Source organism: Micromonospora sp. PTRAS2, assembly GCF_054052245.1.
Genome location: NZ_JBSWBU010000001.1, coordinates 97,474 through 111,248 on the forward strand (window position 1 = coordinate 97,474; position 13,775 = coordinate 111,248).

15 protein-coding genes are annotated in these 13,775 nt (G+C 75.4%); 6 read left to right on the forward strand and 9 right to left on the reverse strand.

Going from position 1 to position 13,775, the window contains the following annotated elements:
- Positions 1-57: 57 nt before the first annotated feature.
- Entirely contained in the window at positions 58-1,206 is a 1,149-nt protein-coding gene (locus tag ACVMYR_RS00455) for an Mrp/NBP35 family ATP-binding protein (RefSeq protein ID WP_077935994.1), read from the forward strand.
- 329 nt (positions 1,207-1,535) lie between these two features.
- Here ACVMYR_RS00455 and ACVMYR_RS00460 read toward each other — a convergent pair whose 3' ends face one another.
- Complete coding sequence (locus tag ACVMYR_RS00460; RefSeq protein WP_077935993.1) at positions 1,536-1,964, reverse strand: Sec-independent protein translocase family protein; 429 nt, start codon at positions 1,962-1,964, stop codon at positions 1,536-1,538.
- Positions 1,965-2,036: 72 nt separating this feature from the next.
- The gene (locus ACVMYR_RS00465) at positions 2,037-3,386 is read right to left on the reverse strand and encodes a S1C family serine protease (protein ID WP_457121273.1); all 1,350 of its coding nucleotides are present in this window, start codon (positions 3,384-3,386) and stop codon (positions 2,037-2,039) included.
- A gap of 240 nt (positions 3,387-3,626) precedes the next feature.
- Between ACVMYR_RS00465 and ACVMYR_RS00470 the strand changes: the two genes are divergently transcribed.
- The gene (locus ACVMYR_RS00470; RefSeq protein ID WP_457121274.1) at positions 3,627-4,277 is read left to right on the forward strand and encodes an O-methyltransferase; all 651 of its coding nucleotides are present in this window, start codon (positions 3,627-3,629) and stop codon (positions 4,275-4,277) included.
- A 55-nt stretch (positions 4,278-4,332) separates the two neighbouring features.
- Here the strand turns inward: ACVMYR_RS00470 and ACVMYR_RS00475 are convergent, their stop codons facing one another.
- Complete coding sequence (locus tag ACVMYR_RS00475; RefSeq protein ID WP_077935991.1) at positions 4,333-5,808, reverse strand: leucyl aminopeptidase family protein; 1,476 nt, start codon at positions 5,806-5,808, stop codon at positions 4,333-4,335.
- Positions 5,809-5,950: 142 nt separating this feature from the next.
- Complete coding sequence (locus ACVMYR_RS00480) at positions 5,951-6,118, reverse strand: DUF3117 domain-containing protein (protein ID WP_007455245.1); 168 nt, start codon at positions 6,116-6,118, stop codon at positions 5,951-5,953.
- 190 nt (positions 6,119-6,308) lie between these two features.
- On the opposite strand from ACVMYR_RS00480, the gene ACVMYR_RS00485 reads away from it, so the two are divergent.
- Both ACVMYR_RS00485 and ACVMYR_RS00490 read left to right on the forward strand, forming a co-directional pair.
- Positions 6,309-7,127, forward strand: a complete 819-nt coding sequence (locus tag ACVMYR_RS00485; protein ID WP_043961726.1) for a PaaX family transcriptional regulator — start codon at positions 6,309-6,311, stop codon at positions 7,125-7,127.
- A complete protein-coding gene (locus ACVMYR_RS00490) occupies positions 7,124-7,915 on the forward strand; it encodes an enoyl-CoA hydratase/isomerase family protein (RefSeq protein WP_077935990.1) in 792 nt (263 codons plus the stop codon). Before ACVMYR_RS00485 ends, ACVMYR_RS00490 begins: the two co-directional genes overlap by 4 nt.
- A gap of 73 nt (positions 7,916-7,988) precedes the next feature.
- Here the strand turns inward: ACVMYR_RS00490 and ACVMYR_RS00495 are convergent, their stop codons facing one another.
- The 4 genes from ACVMYR_RS00495 to ACVMYR_RS00510 form a co-directional block, all read right to left on the reverse strand.
- Positions 7,989-8,753, reverse strand: a complete 765-nt coding sequence (locus ACVMYR_RS00495) for a hypothetical protein (RefSeq protein WP_457120831.1) — start codon at positions 8,751-8,753, stop codon at positions 7,989-7,991.
- On the reverse strand, positions 8,750-9,337 hold the full coding sequence (locus tag ACVMYR_RS00500; protein WP_457120832.1) for a DNA-3-methyladenine glycosylase I: 588 nt from the start codon (positions 9,335-9,337) through the stop codon (positions 8,750-8,752). Before ACVMYR_RS00500 ends, ACVMYR_RS00495 begins: the two co-directional genes overlap by 4 nt.
- A 148-nt stretch (positions 9,338-9,485) precedes the next feature.
- A complete protein-coding gene (locus tag ACVMYR_RS00505) occupies positions 9,486-9,983 on the reverse strand; it encodes an SRPBCC family protein (protein WP_074477038.1) in 498 nt (165 codons plus the stop codon).
- Positions 9,980-10,558, reverse strand: coding sequence for a DivIVA domain-containing protein (locus tag ACVMYR_RS00510; protein WP_077935987.1), 579 nt, complete (start codon positions 10,556-10,558; stop codon positions 9,980-9,982). The genes ACVMYR_RS00505 and ACVMYR_RS00510 overlap by 4 nt, the downstream gene beginning before the upstream one ends.
- Positions 10,559-10,793: 235 nt before the next feature.
- On the opposite strand from ACVMYR_RS00510, the gene folP reads away from it, so the two are divergent.
- Positions 10,794-11,663 carry a dihydropteroate synthase gene (gene folP, locus ACVMYR_RS00515; protein ID WP_091283239.1) on the forward strand — a complete coding sequence of 290 codons (870 nt, stop codon included), beginning with the start codon at positions 10,794-10,796 and terminating at the stop codon, positions 11,661-11,663.
- A 54-nt stretch (positions 11,664-11,717) separates the two neighbouring features.
- Here the strand turns inward: folP and ACVMYR_RS00520 are convergent, their stop codons facing one another.
- Positions 11,718-12,095 (reverse strand): NADH-quinone oxidoreductase subunit A, encoded by a 378-nt coding sequence (locus ACVMYR_RS00520; protein WP_043961720.1) that lies wholly within the window; start codon positions 12,093-12,095, stop codon positions 11,718-11,720.
- Positions 12,096-12,202: 107 nt separating this feature from the next.
- On the opposite strand from ACVMYR_RS00520, the gene ACVMYR_RS00525 reads away from it, so the two are divergent.
- Positions 12,203-13,633: a hypothetical protein gene (locus ACVMYR_RS00525; RefSeq protein WP_457120833.1), complete on the forward strand. Its 1,431-nt coding sequence runs from the start codon at positions 12,203-12,205 to the stop codon at positions 13,631-13,633.
- Positions 13,634-13,775: the final 142 nt, after the last annotated feature.

Here is a 13,775-nt window from a genome sequence, read left to right on the forward strand (position 1 = left end):
TCACACCGGGGCCCGCCGACGGCCGGCACCTATCGCCCCCGACGTAGCATTGCGGGCATGTCAGCACCCGTCAGCACCGTCGAGGACGCCGTCCAGGCCGCCCTGGCCACCGTCGACGACCCGGAGATCCGCCGGCCCATCACCGACCTCGGCATGGTCCGCTCCGCCCAGGTCGGCGACGACGGCGTGGTCCGGGTCGAGCTGCTGCTCACCGTGGCCGGCTGCCCGCTGAAGGACAAGCTGCGCGCCGACATCACCGCCGCCGTCGGCGCGGTGCCCGGGGTGACCGGGGTGGAGATCGAGTTCGGGGTGATGAGCCCCGAGCAGCGCCAGGGTCTCCAGGCGAAGCTGCGCGGGGGTTCCGCCACCGAGGAGCCGGTGATCCCGTTCGCCCAGCCCGGCTCCCGCACCCGCGTGTACGCGGTCGCCAGCGGCAAGGGCGGCGTCGGCAAGTCCAGCGTCACGGTGAACCTGGCCGCCGCGCTGGCCGCCCGGGGGTTGAACGTCGGCGTCGTCGACGCGGACATCTACGGCCACTCGGTGCCCCGGATGCTCGGCGCGGACGGTCGCCCGACCCGGGTGGAGGACCTGATCATGCCGCCGCAGGCGCACGGCGTGAAGGTGATCTCGATCGGCATGTTCACCTCGGGCAACGCGGCCGTGGTGTGGCGCGGCCCGATGCTGCACCGGGCGTTGCAGCAGTTCCTCGCCGACGTCTACTGGGGCGACCTGGACGTGCTCCTGCTCGACCTGCCCCCGGGCACCGGCGACGTGGCCATCTCGCTGGCCCAGCTGCTGCCGAACGCCGAGATCCTGGTGGTCACCACGCCGCAGGCCGCCGCCGCCGAGGTGGCCGAGCGGGCCGGCGCGATCGCCCTCCAGACGCACCAGCGGGTGGTCGGCGTGATCGAGAACATGTCGTGGCTGGAACTGCCGGACGGCTCCCGGATGGAGGTCTTCGGCTCCGGCGGCGGCACGACCGTGGCCGAGTCGCTGACCCGGACGATCGGGGCACAGGTGCCGCTGCTCGGGCAGATCCCGCTGGACACCCGGGTCCGGGAGGCCGGCGACGCCGGCAACCCGATCGTGCTGGCCGAGCCGGATTCGCCGGCTGCGAAGGCCCTCGGTCAGGTCGCCGACCGGCTCGCGGTGCGACGGGAGTCGCTGCTCGGTAAGCCCCTCGGCCTGAAGCCGGCCGGCCGCTGACGGCTGGCCGCTGACGGTCGGCCGTTTCCGCCGGTGGCGATGGCCACCCGGCGGGCCGGCCCCTCGGCGCTCCCGGCGGGATGACTCGTCTCGCCGCATAGGGAGCTGAGTCGAATACGACATCAGCCGATCTCGCCGGGACAGCGTGGGTCGACCGGCGGACCGCCGGCACGATCCTTCTGATCACCCCGTCCCGGCGGCAGGGTGGTGATGTCGTATCTGACTCAGCTCCCTATGCGCCGACCTGTGCATCGGCCGCCACGCGGGCCGGAGGCCGGGGGCGGGGTTCCGACCGGGAGGCGCGCCCCACCGGCGACGAAGGCGCGGGGTCAGGTGGCGTCGTCGTAGCTGGCCGTGCGGGGGGCCGGGGCCGTGCCGCCGGAGGTGGCCGTGACCGCGCCGCCCGAGGCCGTCGACTTCAGGTCGACCGCCTTGGCCACGTCCTTCAGGTCGTCGTGCACGGCGGTGACGTCCGCGCGGAGGCTGTCGTAGACGCCCTGCAGCGGCTTCCGGATCGCCTGCTCGTCCTCCTCGCTGAGCAGGTGCTTGCGGATGAACGCCTTCGGGTGCAGGTCCTCCAGCTGGATGTCGGTGCCCAGCTCACGGCTCAGGTCGCCGGTCGCGTTGCGGGCCATGGCGCGCAGGTTACGGACCATGCGCAGCCCGTCGCTGATCACGTTGGGCAGCCGGTCACCGAAGATCAGCAGCGCCAGGAGCAGCAGCGCGGCGATCTCCCACCAGTTGAGGTTCTCGAACACTGCTGGGCCTCCTCGTGGGCATCAGGCCAAGCGTACGCAGGTGAAGGCTCCTCGGGGAGGGGCCGGTGGGTCTCACTTGACGTCCGCGGCGAGCGTCACCGAGGCGTTCTGCCGGCTCGAACCGCGCCGGTACTCCACGGTCACCACGGACCCCGGCGCGAACTTGCGTACCAGGGCGATCAGGTCGGTCGGGTCGGTCATCGGGCGGCCGGCGAGCCGCAGGATCACGTCCCCCGCCCGCAGCCCGGCCCCGGCCGCCGGGCCCGACGGCTCCACCGACGCCAGGCGTACGCCGCCGGTGCCGCCGCTGGCCGCGCCGGTGCCGCCGACCTGGGCGCCGATGACCGTACGGCGGGCCTTGCCCGTGCCGATGATGTCCTGGGTGACCCGCTTCGCCTGGTTGATCGGGATGGCGAAGGCGAGCCCGATGTTGCCGGCCTCCTGCCCGTCGGCCACCAGCGACTTGATCGTCGAGTTCACCCCGATCACCCGGCCGGCCGAGTCCACCAGCGGGCCGCCGGAGTTGCCGTGGTTGACCGCGGCGTCGGTCTGGATGGCCGCGTAGTAGCGGGTCGGCCCGCCCGGGTCGCCCGCCTGCATCGTCCGGTCCAGGGCGCTCACGATGCCGGCGGTCACCGTGTTGGCCAGGGACAGCGGCGAGCCGATGGCCAGCACCGGGTCGCCGACGGCGAGGGCGTCGGAGTCACCGAACTCCACCGGCCGCAGGTTTGTGGCGGAGGCCACCTTGATCACCGCGATGTCGGACTCCGGGTCCTGGCCGACGACGCTGGCGGCGGCGGTGCTGCCGTCGTTGAACACCACCGACGCCTTGCCGGTGCCCCCGGCGACGACGTGGTCGTTGGTGATCACGTAGCCGTCGGTGCTGACGATGAAGCCGGAACCCTCGCTCGTCCCGCCCAGGCTGGCCACCCGGACGGTGACCACGCTGGGCAGGACGCGTTGGGCTACCCCGGCCAGCGACTCCGGCTTGCGCTGGGCCAGCGCCGGGGCCTCGGCGGAACCGGCACCGAGCACCGGGCCGCCGGCCGCGCCGCCGCGCACCGCGAAGGCGTACCCCAGGGCACCGCCGAGGGTCCCGGCGAGCAGCGCGGTGATCAGCGGGATGAGCAGCAGTTGGCGCAGCGTCGGCCGGCCCGGCGCGTCCGGGTCGACGACCGGCTCCGGCTCCGCGGCACCGTCGACGGGGCCGGGCACCACCACCGCCGCCGGGGCGTACGGGTCGCGCCACGGGTCGGCGAGCGCGTCGGACCACCAGGGCGAGGTCGCGGAACCCTGGTGGACGCCGTCGGGCGCCGTCGGCGGCCCGGCCGGCGGCGCACCGGCCCCCGGCGGTGCCGCCGGAGTCGGAGCTCCCCCGGGCTGGCGCCAGTCCCAGCCGTCGGTCACGTCGGTGCCTCCCAGTCGTCCCCGGCCCCCTCGCCCCGGGCCGGCAGGGCTGGCCGGTCCGACGACGGGGATACCGCATCCAGGATTACACGAATGCCGCGAGTGCAGTCAGCGGTTGCGGTGCGTGACCGGCCGGTGGGAACCGCCCGATCGGGCACGTTCCACCGTGATCGTCGGGCACCGGACTCGCGGCTGCGCCCGTTCGCCCCCGCCTCTAGGCTCATACCGCCAACCCGCCCCCGACGGAGGTGTCCCATCGCCACGGCCGCCAGTTCCGGCAGCTCGACGACCCCGGCGTCGCAGTTCGCCGAGTCGTACGTCACCGAGGATCTCGTGCTGCGGACCGCCCGCAGCCTCGCCCGCGAGGTGGGCCTCGACGCGGTGACCCCGGGCACGGGGGCGGCCCTGCGGCTGCTCGCCGCCGCCGGGAGCGCACGGGCGGTGGTCGAGATCGGCACCGGCACCGGCGTGAGCGGCGTGTGGTTGCTGCGGGGCATGCGCGCCGACGGCGTCCTCACCACCATCGACGTCGAGGTGGAACACCAGCGGATCGCCCGTCGGATCTTCGCCGAGGCGGGCTTCCCCTCCGGGCGCACCCGCATCATCACGGGGCGGGCGCTGGATGTGCTGCCCCGGCTCGCCGACGGCGCGTACGACATGGTCTTCGTCGACACCGAGGCCACCAACTTCAGCTCCTGCGTGGCCGCGGCGCTGCGGCTGCTGCGCCGCGGCGGGGTGCTCGCCCTGCACGGCACGCTGGCCGACGGCCGGATCGGCGATCCCGCGGCCCGGGACGTGGAGACGGTGACCACCCGGGAGACGATCAAGGCGCTCCGGGAGTCCGAGGACTGGACGCCGGCGCTGCTCCCGGTCGGTCACGGCCTGCTCGCCGCCGTGAAGTGCTGAGTCACGCCGCCCGCCGCGCGAAGCCCTGAGCCGCCCCCGCCGCCGGGGAGACGCGTCACCCGAGGGTGGCCAGCCAGCGCAGCAGGCCGCGCACCCCCCAGCCGGTGGCGCCGCGGGTCAGCTCGGCGGCGTCGCCGTCGGCCCAGGAGGGCGCGGACATGTCGACGTGCAGCCAGCGCTGCCGCAGGTCACCGGTGAACTCACGCAGGTAGAGCGCGGCCAGCACCGACCCGCCGCCGGAGTTCGGGGCGCTGTAGAGGTCGGCCACGTCGCTGCCCAGGTATTCGACGTAGTCGGCCGGCAGCGGCATCCGCCAGGCCGACTCACCGGCCGCGTCGATCGCGGCCAGCACGTCGGCGGCCAGCTCGTCGTTGTCGGAGTAGAGCGCGCCGGTGCGCTTGCCGAGCGCCACCATGTTCGCCCCGGTCAGCGTCGCCAGGTCGATCAGCAGGTCGGGCTTGAGCTCGGCGACGGCGTACGCCAGCGCGTCGGCGAGCACCAGCCGCCCCTCTGCGTCGGAGTTGGTGGTCTCGCTGGTCACGCCGCCGTAGTGGGTGATGACGTCGCCGGGGCGGAACGCCGACCCGCTGACCGCGTTCTCCGCCAGCGGCGCCAGGGTGGTGATCCGGACCGGCAGCCGCAGCGCGGCCGCGCCCAGCGTGGCGGCGACGACGGCGGCGGCCCCGGCCATGTCCTTGCGCATCAGCTTCATGGCGGGCACCGGCTTGATGGAGATGCCGCCGGTGTCGAAGGTGATCCCTTTGCCGACCAGGACGACGTGGGTGCGCGCGTCGGCGGGGTGCCAGTCCAGCTCGACCAGGCGCGGGCCGCTGGCGGAGCCGCCGCCGACGGCGAGGATGCCACCGAAGCCCTCGGCGGCCAGTTCGTCGGGCTGCCGGACCCGCAGCCGCAGGTCGGGTCGGCCGGCCACGGCGGCCTCGACCTGCTCGGCGAACCACTGCGGGTTCTTCACCGAGGACGGGGTGTTGGTCAGGTCCCGGGCCAGGCGGGTCATCCGGGCGGTGACCTCGGCCCGTTCGACCACGTCCGCGTACGCGGTCGGGTCACCGACGGCGACGTCGACGCCGGCCAGCGCCGGGGACTCGCCGGCCTCGGTGAGCCGGAAACGGTACGACGCCAGCAGCAGCCCCTCGACGAGGCCACGCACCGCGTCGGGCTCGACATCGACCGGCATCATGATCGTGAGATGTGTCTCACCGGACGCCGCCCGGGCCAGCGCGGCCCCTGCCGCCCGCCATCCGGACTCGTCGCCGTCACCCGCGCCGACCAGCAACAGCCGCGCCGGGACCCGCCCCGGCCGCAGGTGGACGTGCACCTCGCCGGCCCGCCCGGTGGCCCGGGCCGCCGGGACCAGGGCGGCGGCCTCGGCCAGCACGTCGTCGGCGAGCGCCGGCAGGCCGGGCAGCACCGTCGCCCCCTGCGCGCCGTCCTCGGCCGTGCCGGCGGGTCGGATGGGCAGGGCCAGGGCGTCGGACCGCTCGGGCCCACCCACCAGGCGGATGGCAAGCACGCTGGAACGACCTCCAGATGGGTCGGAAGAGGGCCCGGACGCGCCCCGAGCCCAGGGTGAAGCCCTGAGCCACCGGCGGGGCCGGTGGCTCAGGGAGGTGTGAACCGCCCGCGCGACGAGCGCCGCGCGGACCGTTCCTCGGTCAGCCGGCGGCTGCCTTCAGTGCGTCACCGAGCGCGTTGGCCTCGTCGGGAGTCATCTCGACGACGAGCCGGCCACCACCCTCCAGCGGGACCCGCATGACGATGCCCCGGCCCTCCTTGGTGACTTCCAGCGGACCGTCGCCCGTCCGCGGCTTCATCGCCGCCATGTTGTCTCCCCTCAGACCTGCAACAGGGTCGGTGGGTTGCCCCACAGCCTCTTCGCCATCACCCACCGCGACGTGCACGGCGGTGTCGACCAACGATTTTCCCTGATGAACACCGCCGGACCCAAACCGAAGAGGCATTGATGTAACAGGACCTAGCTTATCTTGAGAAGGCCTGTCACAATGTGCGGTCATGCAGGCACGGTCGGCACTCTTCGACCTGTACGGCGACCACCTCCGACCCCGGGGTGGCCGCGCGCCGGTCGCCGCCCTGGTCAAGTTGCTCGCGCCGCTCGGGATCGCCCCACCGGCGGTGCGCACGGCGGTCAGCCGGATGGTCCGCCAGGGCTGGCTCGACCCGCTCCGGCTGGCCTCGGGGCCGGGCTATTCGATCACACCGAAAGCCGCACGGCGACTCGACGAGGCGGCCGCCCGGATCTACCGGACCGGTCGGATCAGCTGGGACGGACGGTTCGACATGCTCGTCCTGGACAGCCCCGCCTCCCGCCGGGAGCGGCAGCGGCTCGCCGCCAACCTGAGCTTCCTCGGCTACGGCGCCCTCGACGAGCAGACCTGGGTGGCCACCCGGCCGGCGGAGGACGTCGACGTCCTGCTCGAAGAGGCCGGCGTGCGGTACGAGCGGTTCACCGCCGCGCACGCCGCCGGCACCCCGGGCGCGATGGGCGTGGTCCGCCGCGCCTGGGACCTCACCGAGATCGGGCACGCCTACGAGCAGTTCGTCGCCGAGCAGCGCCCGCTGCTGGCCGCCGTCACCGTGCGCAGCGACGACGAGGAGGCGTACGCGGCCCGGTTCCGGCTCGTGCACGCATGGCGTACTTTCCTGTTCCGGGACCCGCAGCTCCCCCCGGCGCTGCTGCCCGAGCGCTGGCCCGGCACCGCCGCGGCCAGTTTCTTCGACCGACACGCGACCCGGCTACGGCCGGCCGCCGACCGGTACGTCGAGCAGTGCCTCGACGCCACCAACCGTGAGAGAAGGGTCGTCAAGACGTGACCGAGCCGCTGCTCGTCGACCGCACCGACGCCGTCGTCACCCTGACCCTCAACCGCCCGACCGCGATGAACGCGCTCGACGTGGCGCTCAAGGAGGCGCTCCGGGACGCCCTGGCCGAGCTGGAGGCCGACCGGTCCTGCCGGGCCGTGGTGCTGGCCGGGGCGGGCGGCTCGTTCAGCGCCGGCCAGGACCTGCGCGAGCACGTGCAGATCCTGGAGTCGCCGGACGCGAACCCGCTGGACACCGTCCGGGCCCACTACAACCCGATCGCCGCCCGGCTGGCCAACCTGCCGAAGCCGGTGGTGGCGGCCGTGCGGGGGATGGCCGCCGGGGCCGGGGCGTCGCTGGCCTTCCTGGCCGACTTCCGCATCGGCGGGCCGAAGACCCGGTTCCTGATGGCCTTCGCCGGGGTGGGGCTCGCCGCCGACACCGGCGCCTCCTGGACGCTGCCCCGGCTGGTCGGCCACGCCAAGGCCGTCGAGCTGCTGATGCTCGCCGAGCCGGTCGCCGCCGAGGAGGCCAGCCGGCTGGGCCTGCTGACCCGCCTGCTCGACGACGACGAGCAGGTGCTGCCGACCGCGCAGGAGCTGGCCGCCCGGCTCGCCGCCGGCCCGACCGTCGCGTACGGGGCGATCAAGCGGCAGCTCTCCATCGCCGACGCCGGCACCCTCGCCGATGCCCTGGCCGCCGAGGCGCAGGCCCAGTCGATCTGCGGGGGCACCGCAGACCACCGGGCCGCCACCCTGGCCTTCGTCAACAAGCAGAAGCCCGTCTTCGAGGGCCGCTGAACCCGCCGCCCGGTAGGCCGCCGCACCCGCCGCCAGACGCAGCCGGGACGCGGCCGGGGTCGCCGGGGCCGGGTCAGTCGTCCTCCTCCGGGTCCTGGTTGGCCTCGGCCCCCAGCACGAACGCCTGCATCGCCAGCTCGTCGCCGGACGGCGAGACGAAGGCGGGCAGCTCGCGGGGGCCCAGGTCGCGCACGTAGGACCAGAACAGCCGGACGGCCTCCGCCGGCGTGGCCGCCTCGATCGGGAGGTCCAGGCTGACCAGCCAGGACCGGCGGGCCGGCGGCGGGCCGAGCCGCCCGACCAGCGCCCGGTAGGCGTCGGCGGGCAGGGCGGTGACCGGCCCGTCGAGCGCCAGCCCGTCGGCCGGCACCGGCTCGTCGAAGACCCGCCGGGTGTACGCGACCACGAACGCGCCGGAGGCCGGGTCGGACTGGGGGTCGTCGGGGTCCTCGCGGCGCTCGGCGGTGGCCCGGGCGACCCGGCCGAGGGCCACCAGCCGGAGCGGGTCCTCGGTCAGCACGGCCACGGCGTCACCCGGCCGGGGACCGGCGGTGGCGTCGGCGGCCCCGGCCCTGGTGGCGGTGGCCCCGGCGGCACCGACCCCGGCCCTGGTGGTCGCGGCGGTGGCGGGACCGCCGGCCGCGGCGTCGCCGGTCAGCCCGGTCAACCCGGTCAGCTCCAGCGTGTCGTGGTGGACGAGCCGCTCGGCCTCGTAGCGCCCCGGGGGGAGGAGCACGGCCCAGGCGGCGGCGCCCCGCCCGGGGTCGGGCCCGGCGGGGACCGTGCTGTCGGGGCGCTCGGGGACCGTGCTGTCGGGGCGGTCGTCGGTGTCGGTCATGGGGTCGATCCCATCACGCCGGTGACGTGGCAGCCGGCCAGGTGGTCGTCGACCATGCCGGTGGCCTGCATGAGCGCGTACGCCGTGGTGGGGCCGACGAACCGGAAGCCGCGCTTCTTCAGCGCCTTGGCCAGGGCCGTCGACTCCGGGGTCAGCGCCGGCACCTCGGCGAACGAGGCCAGCCGGGTGGCCCGGGACGGCGGCGCGTAGGACCAGAGCAGGGCGGAGAGCCCCTCGGGCAGCTCCAGGGCGGCCCGGGCGTTGGCGATCGCCGCCTCGACCTTGGCCCGGTTGCGCACGATGCCGGCGTCGGCCAGCAGCCGGGTCACGTCGACCTCGCCGTAGGCCGCCACCGCCTCGATGCGGAAGTCGTCGAAGGCCAGCCGGAACGCGGGGCGCTTGCGCAGGATGGTCAGCCAGGACAGGCCCGACTGGAACGCCTCCAGGGTCATCCGCTCGTAGAGCGCGTCGTCGCCGCGCAGGGGTCGCCCCCACTCCCGGTCGTGGTAGGGGACGTAGTCCGGGGTGCTCGCCCCCCACGCGCAGCGGGCCAGCCCGTCCGCGCCGATCACCAGGTCAGTCACGGCTCACACGCTAGCCCGAGCCGCCGGCCGGGCAAGGGCGTGCCGGCGTGGTGGCGGTATCCGCCCCCTCGGGACCCCGCCATGTCGGCGACCTGGCGGTAACGCCCCGGCCCGCACCCGGCCGCACCGGGCGGTGCGGTGGCGGCCGTCAGGGCAGGCGGCCCTGCTCGACCAGCCGGCCGAACTTCTTCAACGCCTGGGTGAGGCTGACCTTGGAGCCGGGCCAGAGCACCGGCCACGCCACCCGCCCGGCCGCGCCGCCCGGCACGTGGAACCACTCGTGCCAGACGACCTGGGTGCGCCCGCCCTCGATCTGGGTGCAGCGCAGCACCCCGGGACCGCGCAGCAGGCGGCCGCAGTGCACCACGCCGATCTCGTACGGTGCGTCGACCCGGACCACCCGCATCTCGTCGCGCAGGACCGCCGGCCCGAGCGAGGTGACCGCCTCCACGAGGCTGCCCTCGCCGCCGTCGCCCTCGACGACCCGGACGGTGGTGAACGGGATCCAGTCGGACTGCCGCTCCCAGGCCAGCAGGCCGGCGAACACCCGCTCGGCCGGCGCGTTGACGATCACCGTGGCGGTGACCTCGCCGGCGCCGGGCTGGGCCGCCTCGCGGAGGCCCTCGGCGTCCGCCGAGCCGGTCACGCCGGCTCCGACCCGACGGGGCGGTCGGTCGGCTCGCGGTCGCCGGCCTCGGGGGCGGCGGCGGTCACCGTGAGGTCGGCTCCGGTGGCGGGGACGGCGGCCGGGGCGGCGTCCCCGGTGGGGGCGTCGGCGGCAGCCGCACCGGTAGCGGCAGCGGCGGCGGGGGCTGCGGCAGTGCTGGGGGCGTCGGCCCCCGCTGCCTGCTCGGCGGCGGCAGCCGCCGCCTGCTCGCGGGTGTGCCGCAGCGCGTCGGCGTCGGCGACCCGTCCCTCGCGCAACGCGGTGACCTCCGCCTCCAGCACGCCGATCAGCTCGGACTTGTACCCGATGTCGTAGGCCGCCCGGCGCATCGCCTGGTCGACCTGGGACATCCGGTACCCGCGCGGCGCCGTGTCGAAACGGGCGTCGCCCACGTCGGACTCACGCAGCGGCCGGCTGACCGGCAGCGGGACGGCCCGCCCGTCCGGCTCGACCGGCGCGAGGCCGGGATCGCGGCCGGTGACCAGCACCGTCACCCCGAAGACCACTGCCGCGACGGTGAGCGCGACGACCAGCAGGAGCAGCACCTGACCCATGCAAGAGATCGTGGCACGCGAACGGGCCCGGAGCGACCCCGCCGGGCGGTCCTCCCACAGATCGGTGCGGATCTGTGCCGTCGTACCGCCAGGAAGGACCACCGGACGACCGGCTAGCGTCGGAGGCGGCCGGGTCGCCCGGCCGGCTACGGAAGACCGGCGGCCGCAAGGATCGACGGCCGCGACGGACCGGTGGCCGCGACGGATCGGCGGCTACGGGAGATCGGGAGGCGACATGGCCGGAGCGCTTCGGCTCGGAAGCCGGACCTTCGCGCCGGGCGAGCTGGTGGTGATGGCCATCGTCAACCGCACGCCCGACTCGTTCTTCGACCGGGGGGCGACCTTCGCGCAGGACAGCGCGCTGCGCGCGGTGGAGCGGGCGGTGGCCGAGGGCGCGGAGATCATCGACATCGGCGGGGTCAAGGCAGGCCCCGGCGACGAGGTGGACGTGGCCGAGGAGATCCGCCGCACGGTGGACACGATCGCCGCCGTGCGGGCCGCCTTCCCGGACGTGGTCATCTCCATCGACACCTGGCGGGCCGAGGTGGCGGTGGAGGCGGTCGCGGCCGGTGCCGACCTGCTCAACGACACCTGGTCGGGGGCGGATCCGGCGCTCGCCCGGGTCGCGGCCGAGACCGGGGCCGGGCTGGTCTGCTCGCACGCGGGCGGACTGGAGCCGCGCACCCGACCGCACCGGGCGGCGTTCGCCGACGTGGTGGCCGACGTGGTCGCGACGGTCACCGGCCTCGCCGAGCGCGCGGTCGCCCTGGGGGTACGCCCCGACGGCGTCCTCATCGACCCGGCGCACGACTTCGGCAAGAACACCCGGCACTCCCTGGAGATCACCCGCCGGCTCGACGAGCTCTCCGCCACCGGCTGGCCGCTGCTGGTGGCCCTGTCCAACAAGGACTTCATCGGCGAGACGCTGGACCTGCCCGTGGCCGAACGGCTGGAGGGGACCCTGGCGGCGACCGCGCTGTCGGCCTGGCTGGGCGCGCGCGTGTTCCGTGCCCACCAGGTGGGGCCCACCCGGCGGGTGCTGGACATGGTGGCGTCGATCCGGGGCGACCGCCCGCCGACCGTCACCCGCCGCGGGCTGGCCTGACCGTCGGCCCCGGCCCGCCCGGGTGCCCGCCGCACCGTCGGCCGGGCCCGGCGTTCAGGTCCAGCGGAGGATGTTCTTGCGCCAGGCGTAGAGGATGCCCAGCGCCAGCACACCCACGAAGACGCCCATCTCGGCGACCGTGACGAGCCCGAAGCCGGGCCGGTCGAAGACCACCGCCCACGGGAACAGGAAGACCGCCTCGACCGCGAACAGCACGTACAGGTAGGCGTACACGTAGTAGCGGATCTGCATCTGGGCCCAGTCGCCGCCCACCGGGTCGAGGCCGCACTCGTAGCCGGCCCGCTTGCCGGGCGGGTCCGCCGGACGGGCGGGACGCAGCACCCGGTTCGCGGCGAACGCCACGACGAAGAAGAGGGCTGCGGCGAGCAGCAGGAGCCCGAGCGTCGCGTACGAGCCCAGGTAACCGGTCACGGTGGGTCAGCCTACCGTGCCGCGCCCGGCGCACGTTACGGAACTGTTTCCCGGCGGGACTAGTGCCGCCGGGCAACTGTTACCGACTATTGAACCGTCACCGACTGTTGGCGGAGGAGCTGGCCCGCGTGGACGTACGCCCCGTTCGGCGGGCAACCGACCGACGTCTCGCGACGCTGCTCGCCGCGTCCCTGACGGTCGGGCTGCTCGCCGCGGTCGCGGCGCTGCCCGGCTGGGCCACGGCCGCGCCGCCCCCGGCCCGCGCGGCGGCCGCGCCGGCGGACCCTCCGGCGGGGCCGGCCGGCGACCCCGGCGACGAGACCCCGCCGGTCGAGCCGACGCCGGCCGAGCCGACGCCCACCGAGGCGCCGCCGACCCTGCCCCCGCCGCCGGAAACCACCGCCCCGGCCCCCACCACCACCGGGCCGGCGCCCAGCACGCCGGCCGGCCCCGCCGACCCGCCCACCACCACGGCGCCGGCCACCACCGCCGGGCCGTCGGCCCCGACCACCACCCCGCCGGTGCGCACGTCGGCCCCCGGTCCGGGCGCCCCGGCACCGGGCCGCCTCGGCGTGCGGGTGAGCACCGACGACGTCGTGCTGACCGACGCGTACTGGAACGCGGCCGGGACCACGACCACGCTGCGGATCACCGTGACCAACACCGGCGATGTCACCGAGCAGATCCGGCTCTCGTACACGCTGCCGGCCGGGATGACCGACGCGGGCACCGCCGGTTGCGCGCCGGCCGGGGGCGGCGGGCACCGCTGCGGCGCGTGGACGACGGCGGCCGGCGCGCGGTTCAGCACGCTGATCTCGGTGCGGGTCGACGGCGACGCGTGGCGGCGGATGCCGCTCAGCGGCGCGGTGCGGGTGAGCGCCACCGCCCCGGGGGTGGTGGCCGGGTCGGTCGACGACAACGAGGGCTTCGCGGTGCTCTTCCCGCCGGGCCCGCCGGTGCCGGGCATCGCGCTGCGGGCCGACGGGGTGGCGTTCGACATCAGCGGGAGCGCCAGCGAGCTGGCCGTCCGACTGGGCAACACCGGCAAGGTCGACGCGGACGGGCGGATCGAGGTGGTCCTGCCCGACGGCGTCACGATCCCGGCCCCGCCGGCCGGCTGTGCCGCGCTGAGCGCCACCCGCACCAGGTGCGACGTCGGCGCGGTGCGGGCCGGCGGGGCCGCCACCCTGCGGCTCACGGTCAGCGCGACCGCCGAGGCGCAGCGCGACGCGCCGCTGGCCGGCGCCGTGGTCGGCCGCCTCGACCCGCGCAGCGGGCAGGCCCGGCAGTTGCAGATGAGCTTCCGGATCACCGCGGCGGCCGCGATGGCCACCCCGATCGCGACGCCCGCCCCGGCCGGCTCCCAGGGGGTGCTCGCCGCGGCCGGGGCCGGCGACCGCCCCGGCGGCGGGCTCAGCACGGCGCAGCGGGGCGCGGTCGCCCTGATCGTGATCTCGGTGCTGCTGGTGGTGCTGGCGCTCGCGTTGGCCACCGTCTCGCTGCGTCGCCGGCTCACCGGCCCGTCCGGCGGCCGGTGATTCTGATTACGGCGGGCGGGGCAAACAGCCCCAAACCATGACGTAAGCGCCCGGAATCTGTTCCCAGTCGGCGGACCACTGGGCAAGCTCGACATCCCATCCGACGTAGGCTCTCGGGTAGGAACCCAGACCGGACCGGACC